The sequence below is a fragment of the Clostridium akagii DSM 12554 genome, from assembly GCF_000686725.1.
GTDB classification, from domain to species: Bacteria; Bacillota; Clostridia; order Clostridiales; family Clostridiaceae; genus Clostridium_I; species Clostridium_I akagii.
In genome coordinates this window covers 517169-543397 of record NZ_KK366007.1, presented here as the reverse complement: position 1 = coordinate 543397, position 26229 = coordinate 517169, and the positions used below count along the sequence as shown (strand labels likewise).

Sequence of the window (26229 nt, the reverse complement as noted above, 5' to 3'; positions counted from 1 at the left end):
TCCCATGTGATTATTTTACATATATAATAGTTAATTTGTAGAAACCATTTGAACGTCTATATCATCTTTTTTTAATAATTGTAAGATTTCCACTGGAATATTATTATCTGTTATTACATAATCAACTTCTTCTGTTTTAAACTGAGGTACAACACCTTGCCGTGAAAATTTTGAAGACTCTGTTAGTACAACTATTTTATTAGAATTTTTAGCCATAGCCTTTACTATTTCTGTACGCATGTGATTATTACCAGTAAAACCAATTTTAGAAATAAATCCATCAGTTCCTAGAAATATTTTATCTGCAAAAAATTCTTCAGCACATTTTCTAGCAATAGGTCCTACTAAAACTTGCGACTCAGGCTGGAAATCGCCACCCAAAAGTACAACCTTAACAGATGGTGCAGCCCTAATATAAGAAGCAATAAATACTGAATTTGTGATAATTGTTACATCTCGTTTGTTGTAAGCAAGTTCTTCTGCCAGTAGAGCGCAGCAAGAACCGGATTCAATCATAACAGTTTCTCCATCTGAAACAAGTTCCGATGCTAAACATGCTATTTTCCGTTTTACATCATAATTAAAAGCTAGCCTGCTACTAATGTCATCGCTTGAATTAATGAGAGCATATCCATGTTCACGACGTAATAAACCTTTTTCTTCTATTATACTTAAGTCCTTACGAGCAGTAACTTGTGAAACATTTAAAAGTTCAGCTAATTTTGTTACTTCAATACGTTTCTTTTCGTTTACTATCTCAAGAAGTTTTATATGTCTTTCTATCATGCTTGTTCACCTTATCCCTTGATTTTGTAAAAATAATTTATTGCAAATTTTCCATAATAGGTACGATTATTTTTCACCAGATTCAATTTTTTATACCTTCATTATATGTTCGTAATCTATGATTGTCAATGTTCTTCTTTCATTCGTAACTATATTATTTACTAAAATACTATTATGTTTTACACATGAATACTATTATGGTAAACTAATGTTTAAAATAATCTATAATTTGAGGAGTTGTTCCTATGAATGATATGAAAGCTTGCATTTTTAATATACAAAAATACAGCATACATGATGGACCAGGAATTAGAACAATTATATTTTTTAAAGGTTGTCCATTAAGGTGTTCATGGTGCTCTAATCCGGAATCGCAAAAAAGCACATTTCAAATCACATGGGATAAATCAAAATGCATTAACTGCCTCCGTTGTTTAAATGGTTGTGAGCGTAAAGCAATTTTTTTAAACCATGGTAATATTCAAATTGATTATAATAAATGTACCTCTTGTTTTAATTGTGTGAAATTTTGTCCAAACAATGCATTGAAAATAGAAGGTGAATATTTAACCCTTAAGAAAATCATGGAAGAAGTTCTAAAAGATCAAGATTTTTATGAGGAATCTAATGGAGGAGTCACACTATCTGGTGGTGAGGTATTACAACAACACGTATTTGCCATTAAGCTTTTAGGACTTTTAAAGGAAAAAAGCATTCATACAGCAATTGAAACTACTGGTTATACAACTGAGAAAATTTTCTGTGATTTTATAAAAAATGTTGATTTATTATTATTTGATATAAAACACTACAATAGGCAAAAACATTTTGATTCTACTAATGTATATAATGATATAATCATAAAAAATCTTAAAACAGCCATAAATATGGGCAAGCATGTTATTGTGCGTATTCCTGTTATACCAACTATTAATTCAAGTTTAAATGATGCAAGAGAATTTTGTAAATTATTAAAAACAGTTGGTGCCCATGATATTAATCTTTTACCTTTCCATCAATTTGGGGAAAAAAAATATGAACTATTAAATAAAAAGTACGTATTTCAAAATATAGATCAGCTACATGAAGAAGATTTGTTAGAATATAAAAATATATTTATTGAGAATGGTTTTAACTGTTATTTTTAATAAAAATAACATAGACATCAAATAATTATTTGATGTCTTCAGAATTTAATGTATATTAAATTTTCACCTAACCCTTTTTAACTCTAAACATGCTATTAAGTAATGCCCAATTCTAAGGTGAATCTTAATTATATTTAAGGACAGCAATCCCTGAATAATCTTTCATATTTGCTTTATTTAGTTCCAGTTTCTCATACTCTTTTGCTTTCAACCCTGAAACCGAGATAAATTTGTCCACCGTTCCAAACAACAAATAACCCGGTAGCCCTAATGCCTTTGTTCTATAATGCATTGGGATAACAATTGTTGGATTTAGCTGTTTCATTACTTCAGTAGCATCAAATGCATCAATGGTGGCTGATCCGCCAATAGGAAGAAGAAGTATGTCCACCTTTCCTATTTCTTCTATCTGTTTAGAATTTAAAATATGTCCTAGATCACCGCAATGACAAATATTTATTCCATCGATTTTAAAGTTATATACTGTGTTTTCCCCTCTCTTGGCCCCTGAGACTTTATCATGAAATGTTCCAACACCGTTTATCTCTATTACATCTTTTGAAAAAATGCCTAGTTCATTTATACATACAAAGTTAGACTTGACCGCGTTTATATTACTATGATCACTGTGATTGTGACTTACAGATACTATATTAGCATCAATTTGAGGCGGCAATTTATAACCCAACATTTTTTTGAATGGATCTGTCAGTACTTTTGTTCCATTCTCGGACGTTATCATAAAACATGATTGACCAAACCATTTAATTATCATTTAATTTCTCCTTTATTCCCCTCAATTTTGAATAACATTTAGTTTCTTATAAACCCTAAAATAGACCCACACTGCATTTATGAATAACAAAACACTTGTAATAAAAAACACATATCTTATTCCAAAGTACGCTGCTACTTGCCCACCTAAAACTGCACCTGCAAATACGCCTAAATACCCTGCTGACATATTAAAACCAAAAACTTTGCCTGTAAGAGAATTTGGTGTGATTTTCTTGATTAAAATACTAACAGAAGGCGTTAACCCAGCCGTAGTGAGTCCTAATAAAAAGCGAAGTCCCATTAACTGCCAAGGATTTTTTACAAAGGCTTGGGGTATAAAAATGATTCCTGCCATTATAAGTGCGACTAACATAACCTTATGTGCTCCAATTTTATCAGAAAGCCTTCCTAGTCTTGGAGCAGCAATTATATTGGCCAGCCCAGCTGCTGAGAATGCTAGTCCAGCCAGCAGCGCGATATGGCTCGTATTACGTGATAATTGCGTAATATATACTGTTATAATGGGTTCTACGCTATATAATGCCACTGATAATACAAAAAAGGTTACAAACATGGTAATAGTTAAACTTTTTTCGGGGACACTACTCCATGTCTCCTTGAGACTAAGTGCTTTTTTATTTTCACGAGTAAAAGATTCTTTTACAAATAAAGCTGTGGTAATAAATGAAATCAGTAGCAATGCACCTGTTATAAAAAATACAGGTTGAAAGCCAAGAGTCTCTTCTATATAACCTCCAATCATTGGTCCAATCAAAGAACCCGCAATACTTGCTGTTGAAAGTGTACCTAAAGCCTCCCCTGCATGTTCCTTATCCGTCTGAGTTGCAATAAGCGTAGTGCAGGCCGTGCTATAACCGGTTATAGCTCCTTGCAATAATCTTAATCCAATCAGTTGATATACATTTTGTGCTAGTCCCATAGTACCTATTACAACAGCCATTCCAAGGCTTGCACGTAAAATCATAGCTTTTCTTCCATACTTGTCTGCCGCATAACCCCATATTGGTGAAAAAATCGCACAAATTATATAGGTAACACCAAAAGCAATTCCTGATAATTGTGCAATTGAAGCTGTATTAGTAACTCCAAGGTGCCTTATATAAAGTGGCAATACTGGTGCAATCTGACTCATTCCCATACTTGCTACAAATATCCCAAACCAGCAGACAATTAAATTCTTTTTCCATATTTTCAAAAGTATCTTCCCCCTTGTGATCACAATTATGACTTAATTATAATCTTGAGAAGATCCTTACTCCATGGAATATTTCAATATCCATGGACATTTCTGCGGTAAAATTCTGTAGGACTAATGCCCTCAATTTTTTTAAATATTCTACTAAAGTAAAATTCATCAGTAAATCCAAGTATTTGTGCTACTTCTTTTATCTTTTTATCATCTTCAATAATCAGTTCTTTAGCCTTATCAACCTTAATTTTATTAAAAAACCCGATTATAGAATATCCTGTAGTCGATTTAAAAACTCTGGATAAATATGATGATGACAAGTGCACTAGTTCTGATAAATCCTTCAAGATCAGTTTATTGTTTATATTACTACGCATGTATTCAATAATTTTTTCAACCTTTAAGGAAGTTGAGTAATTTGGGCTATCCCTTTTTTTACTTTTATAAATCTCTATTATCAATTGCTGAAGTAAAGTTTTCGTAAAAAATTCATAACCTGGCAATTTCAGAGTCCAATTTTCAACCAATTTTTCAAATATATTATTAAGCTGATAATAATCTTTTAAAACTTGAACAGAATCTAGTGGTAAAGTATTAGTTCCCTCTGTAATAATCCATTTATCACTATTAAATCCCACATTTACGTAACTAAAGTGTACTACAAAAAAACAAAACGGATCCTCAACATGAATATTTACAGAATATTGTACATTGGGGCGGAGGTATAACAGTACACCGTCTTTAACCTCATATCTTTTATGTGGGAATATAATATGTCCCTTACCTCCAGTAATAAAAACGAGTTCATGATACTTAAGTGTTTTATTGATTTTTTTTGAATAGTTCAATACCCCACCAGATAACCTGGTATTACAGTAATGAACATGAAAAAATAAGTCCTTTATATTCATAATTTCCTCCAAATTTTAAAACAAAGCCCAAAAATAAATACACTTGAGAATATACTTTTTATTCTTTTGATTTATGTAAAGTTCGACATAAAATATTTATTCAATTATACTACTATTGCGTTGTAACTTTATATATTATATTATCATTCTCTTGCATTCTTTGGAATGACGTTTTCATTAAACAAATAAGACATCAAATAATTATTTGATGTCTATGGTACTAAATATATATTTAATTTTCACCCTAAACATACTATTAAGCAATGCCCAATTCTATGGGGATTGTGAAATTACATCATATTTAATATTTGCTCCATATTTTTCAGCTCTTATAACAGCTTCTTGATTGTCTAGCGCCTCTGCAAATGGTCCATCCTTAACGAATGGAAGTTTCCAATCGTATCCGTAGTATGGTAATCCCATAATTATTTTATAACTTGGGATTACTGAAACCGCATAATTCAAAACTTTTACTTTAATCTTTGCCCGGCTTCATAGATATCAAAAAAGTTTAAAGCAGTCTTATCTGGAGTTTTCATCATTTTGACCTTATTACCTAGTTCCATAGTCAGATCATTTTCCACATTATATTGTGTCCATAGAGGTAATGTTTTACCGTTAGGATTACCTGTTGTAGCAAAATTAATCCAGTATGAAGACATTATATCAGATAGTTTTTTATCAGCATCTGTATATGGTAGGTCCAATTTATCTAAATTATTGTAAGCATATGCTATTTCTGAGGAGTGATATGCTCCCAATTTTCTGAATTTGGACGGCCCAGGCTGTACCTTGTCAAAATAATAGTAATACACCTTTGATTTTCCTGTTTTACTCTGCAACTTTGCCCAGGTATTCATTTGCCAAGTAAACAATTGATCCCTAGCTATATTTAATTGGGATTTCACGGCTTCGCTATTAGTATCTGACGGATAAAGTTTTAGCACTTCATTTGCTTTATCTCCATATCTTTTCATAACTATGGCTTTAAATTTATTAGCATTCACAGCGCTATATGCTGGCCAAGGCAATGTTAAAAGAGATCCTTCGTCAGAATTACTACCAATTAGAATAGGTACATCATTTTGTTTACCAGCTGCAAAAATATTATAAACTGTATCTGGTAATACATATCCATCTATATTGGGGACTATAGTCTCATCCTTGGCAGCTTTAAGCAAATCCTCTGCTGACATTTTACGTAAATCAACTAAGGAAGCTTTTTTCAGAGATTTTTGAAATTTGTTCCCAGCCTGTTCTGCCTGAGCTAGAGTTTCCGTTGGATTCCCACCTGATTCCTTACCTTCCATACTGAAAAATGAACCACTTTCACCAATAGCACGTTGAAATAATCCTTTTGCAAGGGGTGATGCTGTGAGAATGTTAACAGATCCTGAACCTGCTGACTCACCAGCGATTGTAACATTGTTTGGATCACCACCAAATTCCGCAATGTTCTTTTTCACCCACTTAAGAGCAGCAATTTGATCTAGAATTCCATAATTTCCTGATGTGTTGTATCCCGACTCTTTTGTTAGCTCTGAATTCGCCATGAAACCGAAAATACCAAGTCTGTAATTTATATTAACAAATATCGCTCCTTTTTTAGCCATATTTTCACCATTATATAGATCCATAGAACCAGAACCATTTTTAAATGAACCTCCATGTATGTACACTATGACAGGTCGTGGTCTATTACTTGATTTTGAACTCGTCCAAACATTCAAGTATAAACAATCCTCACTTAGTTTTTCATTATTCTTCACAGTCGAATTGCCTAATAATGCATCAGTGCCAAGTGATAGACTTAAAAACTTTGATAAAACAACTGGCATTTTACTCTGCATTGCAGCATCTGAAAAATGATTCAATTGGCGTACTCCATTCCAAGCCTTAACCGGTTGTGGAGCCTTCCATCGTAGATTACCTACTGGTGGGGCGGCATATGGTATTCCAGCAAATTCCTTTATAGATTTATCATTGTTATAAAACCCTGAAACATAGCCATTATCGGTTTTTACCACCTCAGTAGACACTCTTCCCTCCATAGAATCCAATGTTCTGTCTACAGAAGCTTGCTCAGTAAACGCAGCAGCTACACATAAAACAACTGCTATCATCACCAAATACAAAACCGTTAAAATATGTTTCATTTTTAAAATAAACTTCTTTATGAAAATCGTAACAATAATGATGATTATTAATATTATCCAACCTACTGCTGTATTTTCGTTAAGAAATAAAAATAGCGTACATAAAACTACAATTAATGTAAATGGAATCCAGAATCTTAAGTGGATAGATTTTCTCTCTTTTACAATAATTTTATTATCAGTAACTTTTGTCATAAAATCCCCCCCTTTGTTTGCTCATATATGAATTAGTAAACATATGTATGATAATCATAACATTATGATAACTTTTTGTTCATTATATACAACACTTGCCTCATATCTATTTGAATTATATAATTGACAATATACTAAGTCAATATATTCTACAGATGTGAACCAGGAGGGATATTTATGTATCATATAAGCAATGATAAAAGGTCATTTCAATCCAGTGAATGGATCTTTGAAGCTTTAAGAGACCTTATAATAGAAAATGGCTATGAAAATATTAATATAACTGATATTGTAAATCTAGCTAATATAGGAAGGTCAACATTCTATAGAAATTTTGACAATAAGGATGATGTCCTAAGATTTAAATGCGACCAAAAATGCAAGGAATTAAAAGAATTCCTTTTAGAATATCAAAACAAAAATAAAATACCAGCAGGCCCACTCTGCACTAAGCCTTTTTTTACATTTTGGTTTAAAAACTCTATTGTTATTGAATTGTTAATCAAGATCAATAGAGTAGATCTTTTGAATGAATCTTATGCAGATATTTTAAGAGAATATTATAATGAAAACACAACTAGTCTCGATGAGATGCCTTTAAAGTATGCAGATTACATACTAGTGGCGAATGTAGGCTCTTCTATCAGTGTATTGGTACAGTGGATTAAAAGTGGTAAACGTGACTCTCCTGACGATTTATCAAAAATAGTTATCTACCAACTTATGCAAAATTTGTTGAGACTAAACATTGATACTATAAAGTAATTTGTGCAAAAATATTTTTCATAAAATAATTATTCTATTTTAGGAATTAAATTTAATTTTTTATACAATTTTTTATACACCCATACTGCATTTAAAAGGAGCAAACTACTTGTAGTAAAAAACACTGCTTTCATACCAAAATGCGCTGCTATTTGTCCTCCAAGCACCGATCCAGCAAAGGTACCTAGGTAAAATGCAGATATATTAAAACCAAATACCCTTCCTGTAAGTGCTTTGGGTGTTATTTTCTTTAGTAGCGCATTAATTGATGGATTAAGTCCCGCCGTTGCAAATCCAAGTAAAAATCTTAACCCCATTAGTTGCCATGGGTTTTTTACGAATGCTTGAGGAATAAATATAATGCCCGCCACAATAAGTGCTACAAGCATAACTTTTTGAGGTCCAATCTTATCTGATAGTTTTCCAAGTCTTGGAGCTGCTATTATACTTGCAAGTCCAGAGGCTGAAAATGCCATACCAGAAATAAGTGCAATATGAGTTGTACTAGTTGATATTTGAGTTATATATACCGTTATTATAGGTTCAATTGAGTAGTATGCAAGTTGCAATACAAATGAAGTCACAAACATAGTTATAATAAGACTAGGATCAGGCAACTTTTTCCATACCTCTTTCATACTTAAAACCTTTTTATCTTGTGGTACAAATTCCTCTTTAACAAATAACAAGGTAGTTATGAATGTAATTATCATTAGCCCCCCAGTTAAAAAGAATGTAAATTGTAATCCTAGAAATTCATCCAAGAATCCGCCAAGTGATGGCCCAATAAGTGACCCAGTAACAGCTGCTGTTGAAATTACTCCCAGCGCCCACCCTGCATGCGCTTCTTCTGTTTGAGTTGCTATAAGTGTGACGCAAGCTGTTGAATATCCAGTTATAGCTCCTTGAAGTATTCTGAGACCAATAAGCTCATATACATTTTGTGCAAAACCCATACTTCCAATTACAAGAGCCATTCCAAGGCTTGCCCTCAGAAGCATTGGTTTTCTTCCAAACTTGTCTGCTGCGGCGCCCCATATTGGTGAAAAAATTGCTGATATAATAAAGGTGACCCCAAAAGCAATTCCTGATATTTGCTCAATTGTAGATGTATTGTGGATTCCCAGCTGCCTTATATAAAGAGGCATGATAGGAGCTATTTGGCTTGCTCCTACCCCTGTAACAAATACCCCGAACCAACATACAAATAAATTCTTTTTCCACATCTTCATTAGTTTCTTACCTCCTTGATGATTTACTATTATGAATTAATTATAACTTTGAGAATGTCTTGAATCCATGTGATATTTTAATATTCATGGATAATTTTACGATAGAATTTTAAGAGACTTATCACTAACCATGCCGAAGATTTATATTAAAAAAAGAGCATCTTAAAAGATACTCCTAGTAACTAATATTGAATTTTAATAAATTATACTTTTGCCAGCCTAGCACCTATATCAAATGCTTTTTCACAATCAATAGGATATTTTAATATTTTAATACACTTGGACATTTTTACGATAAAATTCTGAAGGACTTACACCCTCGATTTTCTTAAATATCCTACTAAAATAGAATTCATCAGTAAATCCAAGTACTTTTGCTACTTCTTTTATTTTTTTATCACCTTCGATAATCAATTCTTTGGCTTTATCAACTTTTATCTTATTAAAAAATCCAATTACAGAATATCCTGTAGTTTCTTTAAAAACGCTAGATAAATATGGTGATGACAGTTGCACTAACTGAGATAATTCTGCCAATGTCAGTCTAGTATCTATATTTTGGCGCATGTATTCAATAATTTTTTCAACCTTTAATGATGTTGAATAATTTTGGCTATTCTTTTTTATATTTTGAAAAATTTCGAATAATAATTCCCTAAGTAAAGTTTTTGTACTAAACTCATAACCCGGCAATTTAGATGCCCAATTTTCGACCAATTTCTTAAATATATTATTAATCTGATAGTAATCCTTTAAGATTTGCACAAAATCTAGTGGTAACCTATCAATTTCCTTTGTAATATTCCATTCGTCACCACTAAAGCCCACATTTGCATAACTAAAATGTACTGTCATAACGCAAAGAGGATTTTCAGAATCTATCTCTATAGAATATAGTACATTAGGGCAAAGGTATAACAGCGTACCGTCTTTAAGCTGATATCTCTTATTTCCAAATAAAATATACCCCTTGCCTCCAGTAATAAAAATAAGCTCATGATGGTTAATTGTTTTATTAACTTTAAATGAATATTTTAATACTTGATTCTGTTGCCTATTATTGCAATAATAAAGATGAAAAAATAAATTGTTTATATTCATACTTGCCTCCATAATTTAAGCAGTCTTTTATGTATTCCACTAATTCTATTATATCTTAGAACCTTTTCTATACGGTTTCTTGATTTACTACTGCCTCTGCAAATTGTACTCCCATCATTTTATATTAATATTGATGGCAAAACAAAAATATCACGTTTAAAATGTTCTTATGTTGACTTCGTCTAAGACGAATATTACGAACCAATAATCATAAGTGATTATTAGTCCTATATAGACTATTAATCACTTATGATTATGATAATACAATGCCTTTTTCTATTTTATTTCCTTTTAAAAATTCTTTTACCTCAAGGGGTTTCCCCCCTGGAAACTGTAATATTTCTATAATCAGAATACCGTTATTGGTAGCGACTGTAATTCCTTCATTATTTGCATCTATGATATAACCAGGTGGTTTAATAATATTTGCATCTAATGACTTGGATTTGAATATTTTAATTGGAATATCTTTATAATAGGTATAAGCAGTTGGCCATGAGTTTATATTTTTATATGGCCAAGAACTCAATCCTCTTATTAAATTATGTATGTTAATACTACTGTCATTCCAATTAATCTTTGCCATTTGTTTGTTTAACTTCTGTACATAAGAACTTCCATCACTCTGTTGTTTTACCCCACAAATTTTACCTGTGATAATTCCATTTATTGTTTCATCTAACAGTTCAGCACCATTTATTTTTAATAAGTTGTATAATTCTCCTGCTGTCATAGATTCAGATATGTCAAACTCACTTCTCATAAGCATATCACCCGTATCTATACCAGTATCCATTAGTATAGTTGTATTTCCAGTTGTTATTTCCCCATTTATTAAACTCCAATTTATTGGTGCCGACCCCCTATACATTGGTAGAAGAGATGCATGTAGACAAATACATCCGAGTCTTGGTATTTCAAGTATATGCTTAGTTATTATTTGACCATATGCTACAACAATAATAAAATCAGGTTTTATTTCTTTTAATTTATCAATAATTACAAAGTCTGTTTTTATTTTTTCGGGCTGAAAAATCGGAATTTGATTCGATAGTCCGACCTCTTTGATTGGTGAAATTGCTACCTTTTTCCCTCTTCCACTTGGTTTATCAGGTTGTGTTACAATCGCACTTACGTTATATTTCTCTATCATTTTCTTCAATGAGGGAACTGCAAAATCAGGAGTTCCCATAAAAACTATTCTCATTATTGATACCTCCCTTTGATACTACAAAATATATTTTGTAGTTATTAATTCGTTATACACTAATTTACTGTTGCGTTGTAACTTTATATATTATATTAGCATTATTTGACAAACTTTGGAATGATATTCTCAAAAAATAAACAAGACATCAAATAATTATTTGATGTCTATAGTACTAAATATATATTAAATTTTCACCTAAAGCTTTTTAACTCTAAACATACTATTGAGCAATACCCAATTCTGTGCAAATCGTCCACCCTGAACGAATTGAAGTTTCCAGTCATATCCTTAATATGGTACTCCCATGATTATTTTATAACTTGTGATTACTGATACTTCATAATTTAATACTTTAATATTGGCCCTACAGCTTACATATCAACAGTTTGGGCATACAATTAGTTCTTTGTTTCCTTCGTCTAATATGAAGATTACGCAGTAAAATTATTTATTACCTAGCTTTGTTTTTTTACAATAAGGTAGCTGTTCTAATTTTCTATGGAACTCAATGCACTCACTACACTTTCCGTGTCTTATACACTTTTCATTTTTACAATCACAAATATTTTTTCCATTTTCTAGCATATGAATATTCCTCCTTTAATAACTAAATTTATAGTCAATACTTAATGTACTTTCTTTTCTAATGTTCATTATCCTGTTAATGACTGTTTATTAGAATTACTACTTTTAATGATATTAATAATATGAACTACTAAGGCGATTAGTGGAAGGACTAATCCAATCATTAACGCAGTGTTAATACTGAATTTATAGTAACTATAGGTTCCTATGAATGAACCAAACGCACCTCCTAAGAAGAAAATAGTCATATATAAACCATTTAATCTACTTCTAATAGAAACATCTAAGCTATATATTACTTTTTGACCTAATAGTAAATTACCTGAAATACCCACATCCAAAATAATTCCAGAGATAATTAATAGAATGATTGTTAATATAGAATGATTTTTTACAAACAGTAAAAGTAAAACTGATAAAACAACTAATAACATAGATATAGTTGTTAATGAGTCAATCATACTTTTATCTGCTAATTTTCCAATTGTAGGAGTAAATAAAACACCTGCAATTGAAACAAAACCAAATAATGCAATTTCAGTATTAGTAAAATACAATAAACTTGTTCTAAGTAAAATTGGTACTACTGTCCAGTAAAGACTAAATGTTGCAAATAAGCAAGCATGATAAAAAGCTCTTTGTTTTAAATGGGTTGTATTTTTAAGAATCGTAATCATAGAGCTTATTAATTGAGAATAAGTTATTTTTTTGGTTCAACATCGAAATCCGGTAAAAATTTTATCATCATCAGAAATATAAATAAGAGAACGACAAATGAAAATAAATACTAGTCCTCCTTTTGGTACGTTCGTTCCTAAATGTTCAAAAAAGAAAAGACTATAGACACTCAATAGTCTTATTCACTAATTTAATAGCTAAATCTTTATCTTTTTTAAATTGTGACATCACATTAATACTGTGATTTAAACTTAACAAAGCGTAAGCAATCATTTCACAATCATTCTTCTCAGAAATTTCTCCGCTACATTGACCTTTTTTAATGACTTGTTTAAATGATTTTTCTAGTTCATTAAAATCATTTATTAGCATTTCCTCTATAGATGAATCAACATGACCAATCAATATTGATGAATTAGTAATAATGCAACTTTCTGGTGTATCATTAGAATATCGTTCCCTTATATGTTTATAAAAATAAGATTTAAGAGATTCCTTAACGCTGTTGCTACTAAATAGTAGTTCCTTCTTGTTAAAATTATATTTCATATAATTTTCTAAAACTAGCTTAAAAAGTTGTTTTTTATCACCAAAACTGTCATAAAGCGTTGAACGACTTATACCCATCCTTTTAATTAAATCTGAAATACATGTTGCATCATAACCTTTTTTCCAAAATAGGTACATGGCTTCATTTAAGGATTTTTCCTTATTAAAGCTAATATTTCTTCCCACCATCCAACACCTCCTACTGTATAAAAATATTATAGCATTTTTGGAACGATAAGTCCAAAAAATCCAAATATAATAAACAATATGCCAAAGGGAATTGAAAATATTTTTGTGAATTTATTTTTCGAGTTAAAAGTTAAACCATTAAATAATTGGTGACACCCTATACAGGTAACCATAACTGGAAATGCAATTTTAATTTTAATCTTTATTATAGCCTACTTTTTTCTTTCATTTTATTTTCCTCTCACGCATTTTTAATAAAATGCTCTTCGCCAATTTTAAATAGTTTATCTTAGTCGGTTGAAATTTTTTATAAATATTATCTTCTAAATATATATGATTTCTTGCTAATTCATAAATTGCTTCTTGGGATATAAAATGTGGAATTTTTCTTGATATGTATTTTTCAACACCTAAAATGTTTTTAAAACTTGTAACTTTTCGAGTGCCAAATTTCCCTTTGTGAAGTTCCATAATGTTTAAATCTATTTTATTTCTATTGTTAAATATTAGATAATATCTAAGAAAAATTAAACCTCTTGCACTTTTAAAGGTATCAATTCTAACCTCGCTTATTTCTTCATATGAAAATGATTTTGGTTTAAATAGATGCAGAAGGCTTCTCTTATAAATCGTATCTTTACAAAACTGTGTATACGTACATAAAACTATAGCTGATTGAATTATTAAAGTAGTTATTAAAACATTTAGTAAGAACTCAACATTTTGCATATTTATGTCACTAATAGCAAATAATAAATCGTATTTGCTATTTATTATCATAATAATATTCTGAAACACTAAAAATGAGGCAAATCTAAATACAAAAAACGGTGGTACTATTAGTATTTGTTCTTTGCGTCCCCATAATTTATTTAGAATATTATATAACATATATCCCCCTGCCAAAAACAGTACTATAGAAATACAAACATCTAAAATTAGCAATATAATTCCTATATAAACGCTCATATATACCTCCATTGAATTTTATCCTACATTGATATTACTGGGATTTAGCATAGTGATACCTAAGTAATTTTTAAACTCTATACCGTTCTTTTGTTGTATTTACATAGATTTTAAAGGCGATTCTTCAAAGTCATATACATCTTCCCAACATTAAAACTGTAACTACCACAAAATAATTTGAATACAATATAATATAAAAAATTTGAGATGAACTCCAATGTCATATCTTGATTCATTGATCCCTAATGATCTCGCTGTTCTTGCAACCGCAATTTCTATTGTTCTTACAGAAGATAAGTCTGCATCTGAAAATAATGTATTGGGTAATTTTATATCTTCTGTTGGCGCCAGTATAAGTACTATTGCTTCCAAACAAGAACTTGTTGAATCTTTAGAGGATAAGCAGAAAAAATTAAATCAACTTAAAAGTGGTTCATAACTCTTATATTACTTGTTTGGAAATAACTCTTTAATATCATCTGAATCTAAACGTTTCATTATATCTGGATTAATATATGTATTATGTTTACCTTGGAGAAGTATAAGCTGATCATTTTTTACATTGTCAAAATTATCTATATTTACTAGTGCAGTTTGATCAAAGGTAAGAGACATTCCTAATTCTCTAGCATAAGTAGCACTTCTTTGGGGCATTTTTGTCATGGCTTTTATAATAACGGTATGATATTTTTCAAATTCAATATGCTTACAAATTTTTTGAAGTCCACTTCGTACATACATATCTATACTTACTATACAACGCCCTTCACCCAATAGATCATCGTCAAATGTAATAGTTAAAATATTTCCGGAAATAGAAATTTGACCATTTGGGAAAGCATTTGATACTAACTGCTCTAATTTACTATAATCTTCTGCATCTACTCTATTAGCTTGTATAGAGTTCACCACTGTTGGAAGATTACCAATACTAATAACAAATAAAACTAAAAATACTGTAAATATTGGTATTGCTATCTTTAAACTTATTTTAGACTTATCATTTTTTATTATTTTTTGTGCTATTAAAATAATAGAGATAGTAAGTCCTGTTAATCCGATAACTGTTAAAATTTTCATAGATTTTATTCTCCTCCAATTATATTTCACCATTGCAAACCTATCTAAGCATAATTATATCATGTTTTACATTTAATCTTATTATGTTTTATATTTACTGAAGTATTAAAGCCCCTCATCATTAAATTTTAAAAGAACATTGTCCATATTCTCATTTACAATAGTCATTTGTATTACCTTTTGAGCCTTTGTTGAACATATATTTCAACTTGAAGTCTTACCTCAATAAACTAAGTCTCTCGAATGAACTTATTTTGCTATCTATTTTAAATTCATTAAATGAAAAACCTTGAATATCTTTCTCTTTGGTATAATCCAATACAATTGTGTCTTCTTTAGGCAAAGAGTTTATTATATCCTCTGATAATTCACAATTCTTTATAAAATCTATTGCCACCCCTCCCTCTTTTCTAGTATTAGCGAACCTATGACAATTACTAGTAAACTTTGATTTACCAGAACCTTGATCTCATTAACTTCTTGTATCCATGTATCTTTTATGCCAACTAAATTGACTTTTGGGGATAAAACTATAGACTAAATTAACACGATCTTCCCCCTACATTATTTCCATTACCGCTAAAATAGAGTTTAATGGTTCGTTACTTTTTTTATTTACCTTAAGACTTAATGCATCTTCCTCATTTAATTAACATTTTTTATAATTGTGCAATAACTTTATATATTGTATTATCATTATTTTGATATAACCTTTTAATAAAACAAATAAGACATCAAAAAATCATTTGATGTCTATAAAAATTGATATATATTAAATTTTTATCTAAACCTTCTTAACTCTAAACATACTATTAATTAATGCCCAATTCTGCGGAAATGGTTTGCCTAGAACCCAATAGCTTAACACTGGTAATCCATATTTTGCTGCTCTTATAACGGCTTCTTGATTTCCTAACGCCTCTGCAAGTAGATCACCTCACCAATCTAAACAGTAGCTATTTTGACTTTATTTTTTATTTTTTATTTTTTATATTTTATTTTTCTATTTTTCTATTTTTCTATTTTTTCAAACTTTAATTTACCAGTAGGTAGGAATACATCTTTGTTATGCGTTACTTTGATGACACGCATAATTCCTCTTGTTTGCCCAATTATATATCCTATACAAAGTCCCAAAACAACTCCAACTACAAGAACTGTTTTTGGTGACATTTGAGATAATGAAGGTGTGATTCCACTAATCCAATATCCAAATCCGGCTCCCAATATCATTATAGATCCAATTATTAATGAACGCGTAAAAACAGATTTAAGCATAATCTCATTTAATTTATTAAGCATAATTATAATCTCCTCCACTAAATTTAAAAATTGTGCATCAATTGCATTAATAAATATGTCAATTACTTCCTTGAAAGAAATCTTCCTTCTCTCCAAAATATATAAAAATTCATCCTCATATCGTATTCTCCATTTTCTTGGGTATAACCAAACAAGCCATTTCATATCATACTTAACCTCTTGATATTTGTCAATATTAGGATTGCTAAAATATCCATAATAGTAATCTTATAGATAGCATTAAAAAGACATAAATTGTTTTATATCAACGATTTACGTCCTTTGGGCTACCTAAAAATATAAATTCTGAAATTCAATTCAATATGCTATTTAAATAAATGCATTATGTTTATATACACAATTTTCTAAACAAATATGTTAGTAAACTATTTGTCTAGACTCCCTTTATAATTTATAAATAATAATTTGTACAAATCCTTTGTTTCTAACAAAACAAACAGTTAATTGAAAAAATGAATGGGGCTGTCGCACTAAAAAATCAGTGTGACAGTTTTTTGCATAAAAATAAATCTCCCACTCGGAAGAGTGAAAGATTTATGGTAAAATTAACATATGATCAAACACATTAATTTACATAAAAATTATACTTCAAACCGTGGAAATTATCAATTGAAACTTCCACTAAATATTGAGTACATGATTCCACATAATAATTCGGTGCATTTGCTAAGTCAATTTATTGAGGAGATGGATTTAACAGATTTGTATTCGCTTACTCCCGTATAAGGGAGAATTAAGCAACACCACGTCAGATGTTAAAAATTGTACTTTACTCTTACATGAATAAAAACTATGCATCAAGATCAATGGAACTATCCTGCAAGCGAGATGTCAACTTCATGTATCTTTTAGAAGGTTCTCCAGTGCCAGATCATTCTACATTTGCCAGATTTCGTAGCCTTCATTTTGCTCAATGTTCAGAAACAATAATGGCTCAAATGACAAATTTTCTTTATGAAATTGGAGAAATATCAAGTGATGCTATATTCATTGATGGTACAAAAATAGAGGCAGCTTCAAATAAGTATACCTTTGTTTGGAAAAAATCTGTTACAAAAAATCTTGGAAGACTACTTTCTAAATTAGCTGATTTTGTAGCCAAATGTGAAGAAACATATGGATTAAAGCTTATATATGAAAATTGCGTAAAAATAAAGCATGTAAAAAAACTTCGTAAAAAACTTTACGCTTTGAAACTTCAAGAAAACATAAACTTTGTACATGGATGCGGTAAACGAAAAACTCCAATTCAACGTTCTATTGAAAAGCTTGAAGAATTTCTTAATAAATTAAAAGAATATACTCAGAAAATCCACACCTGCGGTAGCCGTAATATTTATTCAAAAACTGATAATGATGCAACCTTTATGAGAATGAAAGAAGATGCTATGAAAAATGGTCAATTAAAACCTGGCTACAACGTTCAGCATGGAGTAGATTCTGAATATATAGCATGGCTTACTGTTGGTCCTCATCCTACGGACACAACAACATTGATTCCCTTTATAAAAAGCATGGAGAACTTATTGTATTTTAAGTATTTTAAAATTGTTGCAGATGCTGGTTACGAAAGTGAAGAAAATTATGTTTATGTTAAAGAGAATGGACAGCTATCATATATTAAACCTTCAAATTTCGAAATATCTAAGACAAGGAAATATAACCAGGATCTAAGCAAAATACAAAATATGGATTATAACCAATTTGGTGATTATTATACTTGTAAAAATAATCGGAGACTAACAGTAAATAAAATATTAACAAGAAAAAGTAAGACCGGTTATCTTAGTGAGAAAACAATATATACCTCTGAGGATTGCAGTAACTGTCAGTACAAGATCAAATGTATAAAAGGATATAACTGCAAAACATCATTAGAAGACAGAGTTAAAAATCTTGAAACTTCAAAGCTGTTCACCATGCTTCGCAATGAGAATCTTGAAAGAATTGTAAGTGAAGAAGGCTACAAGCTAAGAATGAATAGAAGTATTCAAGCCGAAGGCTCTTTTGCACAGATAAAACAGGATATGGGATTTCGTAGATATTTAAGTAAAGGCAAAAAGAACGTTTTGGTGGAAAGTATTATGTTAGCCATGGCACATAATATAAATAAGCTACATAATAAAATCCAGTCAGATTTAAAATCTTAAAAATCTTTAAATCAAAAAAAGCCTTAATAGCGAAGGCTTATTAAATGCCCAATTTTTTAGTTATAGGAATTCTTTAACCTTAAATTAGCATAAAATTTTTTATAAAATGTCAAAAAAACGCTGCCGCGTCAGCATATTTTTTATGCTAATGCGACAGCCCCATGGTCCTAAATATATATTAAATTTTCACCTAAAGCTTTTTAACTCTAAACATACTATTGAGCAATACCCAATTCTGTGGAAATGGCTTGCCTAGAACCCAATAACTTACCCCTCGTAAACCATATTTTGTGACTAAGTTAAACTTTGACATCATGCTTCTAGAATCTTCAAACCACACCACTCTCATAACTCTATTTTCATCCATGTAGTTATAAAATGGGGATTGTGATATTACATCATATTTAATATTTGCTCCATATTTTGCTGCTCTTATAACGGCTTCTTGATTTCCTAGAGCCTGTGCAAATGGTCCTCCCTGGACGAATGGAAGTTTCCAGTCGTATCCGTAATATGGTACTCCCATCATTATTTTATAACTTGGAATTACAGATACCGCATAATTTAAAACTTTTATAACTTCATTTATTGGAGCTACAGCTCTTGGTGGCCCACCTGCCCAGTCTAAATAGTAGCTGTTTTGATTTATTTAAGTTTAAATTGCAACTATTAAAACATGACTTTATTTTAGCTATACCTTACATATAGCAATCTTGAGTCACAAGTTTAAAATATGGCTAAACATACTATCGCATGGAATAATTTTTATTGCTTAAACCCTTAAATCTTTACAATCTGTCCCAGGTTACCACCCATCAACAATTATATTTTTGAACCTATATTTTGAACATTACCCTGTACACCTACATGAACACCCACTGAAGCATTTTTTAATTAACTTTAAGTGTCTCAACTCTAAGTGCCTTTCCAACTATTCCTGCTTCTATCCCATTGTTAACCAATGTCTGTCAACCAATGTTTTTGGGTGGCTACCAAATATGATGCCTACAGTCGTAGTTTTGTCGCCATTGCATGTTGTCCTTTCATTAACACTAAAGTTGATACATATAAAAAAGTTCCAAGTGTTAGTGCTTTGTATATGTACTTATTGTTTTATTTAATGCTACTGATGTTACGTTCTTTATAAATGATACTGGTGTTGGAGTACTACCATCTACTGTTTTTACTATTCTAATTTCAATAGCTTCAATTCTTAAAGCCTTTCCATCTGTACCAGCTTCTTGTCCATCACTGGCCCATGGTTGCCATCCAATGCTTTGTACATGCGCTCTATATTGGACAGAATAACCTGGGAGATTTTCTAAAGCTATTTTTATAGCTTCAACCCTTAAAGACTTCCCATCTGTACCACCTTCTGCATTATCAGTCACAGGTGTTTGCCAACCTATCTGTTGTACATGTGTTTGATATTCTATCTTAGCTCCTACTGGAGCGTTTAATAAACCTATTTTAAGTGCTTCTACTCTAAGTGCTTGACCTTCTGTACCTGATATCTGGCCATTAGTTACTGAAGTTTGCCAACCTATCTGTTGTACATGTCCTTGATATTGTACACCCACTGTAGAATTATCTGATATTTTTACTAACTTAATTTCTATAGCTTCTATACGTAGTGATTTCCCATCTGTACCTGCTTCCTGTCCATCACTAACCCATGATTGTCAACCTATATTTTGAACATGAGTTCTATACTGTATTGAGTAGCCTGGCATATTTTCTAATGTTAATTTTAAAGCTTCAACTCTAAGTGCCTTAGCATCAGTTCCTGCTTCCTGTCCATCTTTAACTATGTTTTGCCAACCTATACTTTGCACATGTGCCTGTACATCTACATGAGCACCTGCTGGAGCATTTGTTAAATTAACTTTAAGTGCCTCAACTCTAAGTGCCTTACCATCAGTTCCTGCTTCTGCACCATTGCTAACCAATGTTTGCCATCCAATGTTCTGTACATGGCATTGATAAGAAACTGATACTACATTAGATGTCCACTTAGCATACAGTGCTGTATCAGAAGTTACTTTATCTGTTTCAAAGTCCCATGCATTTATACAACCCGCCTCTTTGTACCAACCTCCAAATATATAGCCCTTCCTAGTTGGAATTGAAGGTGCTGTTATTACATTATTATAGTTTACTATCTTACTTGTTAACGAATCTCCATCCTGACTGTTAAACGTAACTGTATAATTGCTTACTGTTACTATGCAGCTTTCTGTATATCCTCCATCTGCAGTTATTGCCTTTATTGTTGCCGTTCCTTTACCGACTGCAGTTACATTTCCTGCATTATCAACTGTCGCTACTGATGTATCACTGCTTGACCAACTAACATCACTATTGGTTGCATCTATTGGACTTACTGTCGCTATTAGATTCATGGATGCACCTGAATTCAAACTCTTTTGAGACTCACTTAAACTAATACTCATTACTGGGTTTGTTTGTCGAGTTACAAGAGCAGAATTAATTAAAAATGGTTTGAATAATACTTTTGTCCTATCAAAATCATCATAAAAGTCATATATAGAACTATTAATTTGATTTTCGTCCAAAGTTCCCCAATAATTATTATTTGCATATATTCCCAAATCATTATGCCCAGACATAAGATTATATTGATAGTTATTACATATGTTATTATTGTTAATATTAGTTAAATTAGATGACTTCCACCCGTAATTTTGAAAATTTATTCCTATAGTATTCTTTTGGATATCATTATTTGTAATAGAATTATCTGTGCAATCTGGATAAAAATCGACTCCACAATTATTCCCAAATATAAAACTGTTTTTTACAATATTATCGTTACTCCCATAATCAAAATGAATTCCACATCCAGGATTCATGGAATCAGTACTCTTTTGGTTAAATATAGTACAATCATCTATAACATTATTTGTACAAAGTTTAAAGAACTGTATGCCTGTACTAGAATTTTCGCTAATAGAGCAATTCTTAATTTCATTAAACGAGTTATTATAATTTGAATATATTCCAAAAACATTGTTTCTAATTACGCAATTATCAATTTTGTTATATGAACTATTATCACATAAAAATACTCCCCAAACCATGCCGCTCATTGAACTATAATTCAATGAATTATTATCACTGTCAAGCATTATTTTACCGCCATTATTATTAGAAATAAATTTGATACGATTTTGAGATATACCATTAGCATTAATCGTTCCATCTACTTTTAAGTAATAATCTCCATTAAAAATTATCTCTGTTCCCGCTTCAATATTTAAAATAGCCCCTTTATCAACACAAACATCGCCAGTTATCATGTATGGCCCATTTTGTGGACTCCAAGTTGTATTCACAGAGATAAGTCCAGAAACTTCTGTGCCTGTACTCGCATTTACTTGATAGCAACTAATAAAACTAATAACAATTAGCCCAATAAAGGTAATCGCAATTAGGTGAAGTTTACCATGATTTCTTTTCATTTTTTCATACTTCCTTTTTAACTTTATTTAAAAATAAATTATTATATAGAAAAGGTTAAATATTGTTTTGAACTATTACATATTTCAATGTTTTGCATACAATCTTTTCCTTAGGTTAATGTAGCCATTCAAACAATGAGATTTCATACAGTTACACAATAATAATTCTTAATAAAATCATCTTTGTTTCTCACCTGTTAAGAACAAAGGGAGTTGCTTACCTAGAACCCAATAACTTAACCTTCGTAAGCCATATTTTGTGACTAAGTTGAACTTTGGCATCATACTTCTGGAATCTTCAAACCAGACAACCTTCATAACTATATTTTCAATCATATAGTTATAAAATGGTGATTGAGATATTACGTTATATTTAATATTCACCACATATTTTTAGCTCTTATTTCAGCTTCTTGATCTCCTAAAACCTCTGCAAATATTCCACCATGAACGAATGAAAGTTCCCAATCGTATCTATTATATGACACTTGCATCATTATTTTATAGCTTGGAATTACTGCAACTGAATAATTCAAAACTTTTACGCCTTCATTTATTGGTGATACAGATCTTGGTTACCAACTATGTTCGTAGACATCCTATTCTTGTTTACTTTGTCAATATCGGTATTTCATTTAGTATATTAATTACAACTATCCTTTAAATCCAAACATGCCTAAAATTTTCCTAGTACTATGCCTTGATGGATTATCTTAATGATATCTTGTTATTCTTTGAATATTTTCACACCCATATGTAGCCATATTCCAAATTCAACTAACTCGTACTGTTGGATCTGGTTTTTATGTATTCCTTGTTTTACTTAATATATGTTCTATATTATTATATATGAAATTTCACAATATAAATGTTTTTTGTGATTTTCTCCTAATCTATTATTACAATAAAAGATATCTGCAATTATTACTGCAAATATAAAACTAATGGTTTTTGGTTTCATATTTCCATCTCACTTATCACTAAAAATTATTTACTATTGTATATATTTCTACATGTTTTTGAATATTCCTCCTAAAATGATATTATTTCCACTATTATAATTCATAAAAAAAATTACTTCAAATGATAGATTCTTAGGTCTACCTTTTATATTATTACTAGACTTAACATATTTCTTTCATTCATCACTTAAGTACTATTGGGAAATTTACAATAGTTGTTCTATAAAATGATCATAATATCAATACTGTTTTCCAATTTGTATTTTATGAATAATACAAAACAATCTATCTATAGAACCATGTTATAACAAAATTATAAACCATAACCGCATTTATTTTGTTTTATTTCGGGATTATTAATAGCTGTATTTTTATGAGTCTACCTGAAAATTTTTTTAATTGTCCTTGGTAACCAATTTCGAAATATGACTGCACCTATCATATTTTCTCCTCATTATCTATTGAACTTTTTAATGCTTTCACCAGCAATTTTTTTGTACTTCCTCGTAAGCTTTTGAAAGCAAATCACATGTAAAATCTCGTTTTGATATGAATAATTCTCCTTTAAACAAACGGAGTTACTAATCTCTAGTTGAATTTCTGATAGCTTGTTTATTTTGTTTACGCCTAACAATATTTTTTTCATTGTGTTTTCCATTTTATTTGCATCAGGATCTTTATGTTCACTTATAATTTTTGACAATGCATCGGCTGGTCTAATTCTATACTTTTTAGCAATTTCATTTATGTAATCAATATCCTCCTGCATTAATTGATATTCTTTTCTTTTTCTTTCAGTAGCCATATACCTATCCTCCAATTTATCAATCTTCTAATATAAAATCAATTCTAATTTGTGATAATACATTGGTATTTTCTTTAATTACAAAGGCCATTTGATTTACTAAATCTATATATCTATTATCATTTTCTCTTATGGTATCTAGTACACTTAAAGTCTCAATATAATTTTTCAAAAACTCTTGGCGTGATATTCCTTTCTTTTTTGCCATTTCATCCAACTTTGCCACAGACTTTACATCAAGATTTCTAATTATTATATCCACTTTTAAACCTTCCTTTTAATTGTTTTTTTACTTTGTTACTATTATAAATTTTATTAATAAATTTAAATGAAAAGCTATACCCCAAGAATCCTGATGAGCATAAGGAGTTTTTGCTATCACAGGGGTGCTAGGCTAGGCAAAGCCTAGCCTAGCAAAATAGTGGTATCATATTTTAGTGAATTTTCGTATGTTTTCCGTATTTTATTTTGAATTTTCGTATTTCTTCCGTGCCATATTTTAACGCTTCCGTATTTCCTCCGTATACTAGAAATATATATTGTATTAAAATATCAACTGTCTTTTGCAGTATTTTCTACTCCTTATTCTTATTTTTTATTAGCCATTTTAACAAAATCCTTATTATGTTTTATATTATTTATTTCTGCTTTAACTATGTTAATCAAGCAGTATTTTATAGTTTATACTTTAAATTTTAATATTAATTTTAACTTAACTTTTTCACAGAACTTTAAAATAGAAAATCTAAAAAAGCTGTTATTTCCAATGTAATTTATATATATTATGCTATTTAATAATTCATAAATTTCTTATAAAACCACACAATTTTAATTAGCCAAATTTAGGGCTTTAAAAAATGAGTATAAAAATAATCAATTTAATTATTTTATTGATGGCAATTTAGATATAAAATTAGCATAACCACCTGAGTAATATACTAAGTTTAAGCTATGCCATTTTTCCATATCTCTCAGATCCTCAAATTCGAATCCATCCAATTTACTCTCAAATTTTTTAAAATCTTTTTCTGAAGTACCACCCATAAACATGAATGAAGCACCTGCTCCAACTAGAGTTTCCATAAGTATGTCTATCTGATCTGTGTACTGACAACTTAAAATAAACTTACATCCAAACTTTCTTGTTTGAGGTAATATTTCATCATTGGCTAGCATTTTCATAGCCGTTTTAGTCTGGAATATTTCATCAATACTGATATGTGTTGCTCTAGGTTGTTTGTTCCACTTCCCTCTTATTTCTGTAGCTATCCATATTTTACTTAATAAAAACGTTACAATTACATTCTTAGAGTGCTTTTTAAATGCATCCTGTGGCATCCTAATTATTATAGTTTTGCCTTTCTATAATTCTTCAGCAAAATCCATATTACCTTTTGATCCTTTGTTGAACATATACTTCAACTTGAAGTCTTCTCTCAATAAACTTATTCTATCTAATATACCGTGGATTCTATCGTCTTTGGTACCTATAATCTTAGCTATTCAATTGTTTTTAGTTGTTTTTGAATATTCATCTAAATCCTGTAGCAATTTTATTTTATCTTCCAGATATTGTTTTTCTTCATCTAAAAGTTTACTAATATAAAAAGTTCTTGTTACATGGTCCTCCAAGCATTTAACAACTTGCTTAAGACTATTTTCTCCAGTTGCAAATACCACGTTGGCTGCAGCACTTAAATATTTTCTCATTCTTGCCTGTAATGGCTGAACTTCATTAATTGAATCCACAAAAGTTAGTATTTGTTCGGCTTGTAGATTAGTTAAACTAATTTTTTCTTGTGTCCATATATCTTTTATGCCAGCTAAATTGACTTTTAGGATGAAATTATAGACTAAAGTAACACGATCCTCCCCCAGCATTATTTACCAAGCTTTGGAATAACATTTTCAAAAAATAAACAAGACATCAAAAAATTATTTGATGTCTTCAGAACTAAATATATAT

General features: G+C 30.3%; 26 protein-coding genes and 3 pseudogenes. 4 read left to right on the top strand and 25 right to left on the bottom strand.

Annotated elements, in window-relative coordinates:
• Positions 1 to 30: 30 nt before the first annotated feature.
• Positions 31 to 786, bottom strand: a complete 756-nt coding sequence (locus BR66_RS0118065; protein ID WP_026884164.1) for a DeoR/GlpR family DNA-binding transcription regulator — start codon at positions 784 to 786, stop codon at positions 31 to 33.
• Positions 787 to 1031: 245 nt separating this feature from the next.
• Here BR66_RS0118065 and BR66_RS0118060 point away from each other — a divergent pair, with 245 nt between their 5' ends.
• Positions 1032 to 1934 carry a glycyl-radical enzyme activating protein gene (locus BR66_RS0118060; RefSeq protein ID WP_026884163.1) on the top strand — a complete coding sequence of 301 codons (903 nt, stop codon included), beginning with the start codon at positions 1032 to 1034 and terminating at the stop codon, positions 1932 to 1934.
• Positions 1935 to 2058: 124 nt separating this feature from the next.
• Here the strand turns inward: BR66_RS0118060 and BR66_RS0118055 are convergent, their stop codons facing one another.
• The 5 genes from BR66_RS0118055 to BR66_RS0118035 all read right to left on the bottom strand — a co-directional run bounded on the left by BR66_RS0118055 (position 2059) and on the right by BR66_RS0118035 (position 7183).
• Positions 2059 to 2709: an MBL fold metallo-hydrolase gene (locus BR66_RS0118055; RefSeq protein ID WP_026884162.1), complete on the bottom strand. Its 651-nt coding sequence runs from the start codon at positions 2707 to 2709 to the stop codon at positions 2059 to 2061.
• Positions 2710 to 2730: 21 nt separating this feature from the next.
• Positions 2731 to 3927 (bottom strand): multidrug efflux MFS transporter, encoded by a 1197-nt coding sequence (locus tag BR66_RS0118050; protein ID WP_026884161.1) that lies wholly within the window; start codon positions 3925 to 3927, stop codon positions 2731 to 2733.
• Positions 3928 to 4001: 74 nt separating this feature from the next.
• The gene (locus BR66_RS0118045) at positions 4002 to 4832 is read right to left on the bottom strand and encodes an AraC family transcriptional regulator (protein WP_026884160.1); all 831 of its coding nucleotides are present in this window, start codon (positions 4830 to 4832) and stop codon (positions 4002 to 4004) included.
• Between the two features lie 273 nt (positions 4833 to 5105).
• Positions 5106 to 5297 carry a hypothetical protein gene (locus BR66_RS25825; protein WP_156946322.1) on the bottom strand — a complete coding sequence of 64 codons (192 nt, stop codon included), beginning with the start codon at positions 5295 to 5297 and terminating at the stop codon, positions 5106 to 5108.
• A 5-nt stretch (positions 5298 to 5302) separates the two neighbouring features.
• Positions 5303 to 7183: a carboxylesterase/lipase family protein gene (locus BR66_RS0118035; RefSeq protein WP_051624294.1), complete on the bottom strand. Its 1881-nt coding sequence runs from the start codon at positions 7181 to 7183 to the stop codon at positions 5303 to 5305.
• A 177-nt stretch (positions 7184 to 7360) separates the two neighbouring features.
• Here BR66_RS0118035 and BR66_RS0118030 point away from each other — a divergent pair, with 177 nt between their 5' ends.
• On the top strand, positions 7361 to 7948 hold the full coding sequence (locus BR66_RS0118030; RefSeq protein ID WP_026884158.1) for a TetR/AcrR family transcriptional regulator: 588 nt from the start codon (positions 7361 to 7363) through the stop codon (positions 7946 to 7948).
• A 29-nt stretch (positions 7949 to 7977) separates the two neighbouring features.
• On the opposite strand, the gene BR66_RS0118025 is transcribed toward BR66_RS0118030, so the two are convergent.
• The 7 genes from BR66_RS0118025 to BR66_RS0117995 form a co-directional block, all read right to left on the bottom strand.
• Positions 7978 to 9180 (bottom strand): multidrug efflux MFS transporter, encoded by a 1203-nt coding sequence (locus BR66_RS0118025; RefSeq protein ID WP_026884157.1) that lies wholly within the window; start codon positions 9178 to 9180, stop codon positions 7978 to 7980.
• A 270-nt stretch (positions 9181 to 9450) separates the two neighbouring features.
• On the bottom strand, positions 9451 to 10281 hold the full coding sequence (locus tag BR66_RS0118020) for an AraC family transcriptional regulator (RefSeq protein ID WP_026884156.1): 831 nt from the start codon (positions 10279 to 10281) through the stop codon (positions 9451 to 9453).
• Positions 10282 to 10534: 253 nt separating this feature from the next.
• Positions 10535 to 11488: a methionyl-tRNA formyltransferase gene (gene fmt, locus BR66_RS0118015; RefSeq protein WP_026884155.1), complete on the bottom strand. Its 954-nt coding sequence runs from the start codon at positions 11486 to 11488 to the stop codon at positions 10535 to 10537.
• Between the two features lie 447 nt (positions 11489 to 11935).
• On the bottom strand, positions 11936 to 12076 hold the full coding sequence (locus BR66_RS26175; RefSeq protein ID WP_169738174.1) for a hypothetical protein: 141 nt from the start codon (positions 12074 to 12076) through the stop codon (positions 11936 to 11938).
• 68 nt (positions 12077 to 12144) lie between these two features.
• Positions 12145 to 12753, bottom strand: coding sequence for an MFS transporter (locus BR66_RS24230; RefSeq protein ID WP_051624293.1), 609 nt, complete (start codon positions 12751 to 12753; stop codon positions 12145 to 12147).
• 160 nt (positions 12754 to 12913) lie between these two features.
• Positions 12914 to 13492 carry a TetR/AcrR family transcriptional regulator gene (locus BR66_RS0118000; RefSeq protein WP_207641268.1) on the bottom strand — a complete coding sequence of 193 codons (579 nt, stop codon included), beginning with the start codon at positions 13490 to 13492 and terminating at the stop codon, positions 12914 to 12916.
• A 225-nt stretch (positions 13493 to 13717) separates the two neighbouring features.
• A complete protein-coding gene (locus tag BR66_RS0117995) occupies positions 13718 to 14461 on the bottom strand; it encodes a hypothetical protein (protein WP_026884153.1) in 744 nt (247 codons plus the stop codon).
• 217 nt (positions 14462 to 14678) lie between these two features.
• Here BR66_RS0117995 and BR66_RS0117990 point away from each other — a divergent pair, with 217 nt between their 5' ends.
• Complete coding sequence (locus tag BR66_RS0117990) at positions 14679 to 14900, top strand: hypothetical protein (RefSeq protein WP_026884152.1); 222 nt, start codon at positions 14679 to 14681, stop codon at positions 14898 to 14900.
• A gap of 8 nt (positions 14901 to 14908) precedes the next feature.
• Here the strand turns inward: BR66_RS0117990 and BR66_RS0117985 are convergent, their stop codons facing one another.
• The 3 genes from BR66_RS0117985 to BR66_RS0117975 all read right to left on the bottom strand — a co-directional run bounded on the left by BR66_RS0117985 (position 14909) and on the right by BR66_RS0117975 (position 17008).
• A complete protein-coding gene (locus tag BR66_RS0117985; RefSeq protein WP_026884151.1) occupies positions 14909 to 15541 on the bottom strand; it encodes a hypothetical protein in 633 nt (210 codons plus the stop codon).
• Between the two features lie 217 nt (positions 15542 to 15758).
• On the bottom strand, positions 15759 to 15938 hold the full coding sequence (locus BR66_RS0117980) for a hypothetical protein (protein ID WP_026884150.1): 180 nt from the start codon (positions 15936 to 15938) through the stop codon (positions 15759 to 15761).
• A 614-nt stretch (positions 15939 to 16552) separates the two neighbouring features.
• On the bottom strand, positions 16553 to 17008 hold the full coding sequence (locus BR66_RS0117975) for a hypothetical protein (protein WP_026884149.1): 456 nt from the start codon (positions 17006 to 17008) through the stop codon (positions 16553 to 16555).
• Positions 17009 to 17416: 408 nt separating this feature from the next.
• Here BR66_RS0117975 and BR66_RS24225 point away from each other — a divergent pair.
• A pseudogene (locus tag BR66_RS24225) lies at positions 17417 to 19014 on the top strand (IS1182 family transposase).
• A 190-nt stretch (positions 19015 to 19204) separates the two neighbouring features.
• Here BR66_RS24225 and BR66_RS24220 read toward each other — a convergent pair.
• From BR66_RS24220 to BR66_RS0117925, 9 genes and pseudogenes are all read right to left on the bottom strand, one after another.
• Positions 19205 to 19591, bottom strand: coding sequence for a glycosyl hydrolase family 18 protein (locus tag BR66_RS24220; RefSeq protein WP_278246823.1), 387 nt, complete (start codon positions 19589 to 19591; stop codon positions 19205 to 19207).
• 313 nt (positions 19592 to 19904) lie between these two features.
• Entirely contained in the window at positions 19905 to 19976 is a 72-nt protein-coding gene (locus tag BR66_RS26920) for a hypothetical protein (protein ID WP_479723155.1), read from the bottom strand.
• 138 nt (positions 19977 to 20114) lie between these two features.
• Positions 20115 to 21242, bottom strand: a pseudogene (locus BR66_RS25820) (InlB B-repeat-containing protein); the annotation flags it as partial.
• Positions 21243 to 21248: 6 nt separating this feature from the next.
• Positions 21249 to 22334, bottom strand: a pseudogene (locus BR66_RS26510) (Ig-like domain-containing protein); the annotation flags it as partial.
• A gap of 542 nt (positions 22335 to 22876) precedes the next feature.
• Positions 22877 to 23032, bottom strand: a complete 156-nt coding sequence (locus tag BR66_RS25810; protein WP_156946321.1) for a hypothetical protein — start codon at positions 23030 to 23032, stop codon at positions 22877 to 22879.
• An 880-nt stretch (positions 23033 to 23912) separates the two neighbouring features.
• Positions 23913 to 24263: a hypothetical protein gene (locus tag BR66_RS0117940; protein WP_026884146.1), complete on the bottom strand. Its 351-nt coding sequence runs from the start codon at positions 24261 to 24263 to the stop codon at positions 23913 to 23915.
• Between the two features lie 19 nt (positions 24264 to 24282).
• On the bottom strand, positions 24283 to 24525 hold the full coding sequence (locus BR66_RS0117935; RefSeq protein ID WP_026884145.1) for a ribbon-helix-helix protein, CopG family: 243 nt from the start codon (positions 24523 to 24525) through the stop codon (positions 24283 to 24285).
• Between the two features lie 620 nt (positions 24526 to 25145).
• Entirely contained in the window at positions 25146 to 25601 is a 456-nt protein-coding gene (locus tag BR66_RS0117930) for a P-loop NTPase family protein (RefSeq protein WP_026884144.1), read from the bottom strand.
• 165 nt (positions 25602 to 25766) lie between these two features.
• On the bottom strand, positions 25767 to 26144 hold the full coding sequence (locus BR66_RS0117925; protein ID WP_026884143.1) for a hypothetical protein: 378 nt from the start codon (positions 26142 to 26144) through the stop codon (positions 25767 to 25769).
• Between the last annotated feature and the right edge of the window lie 85 nt (positions 26145 to 26229).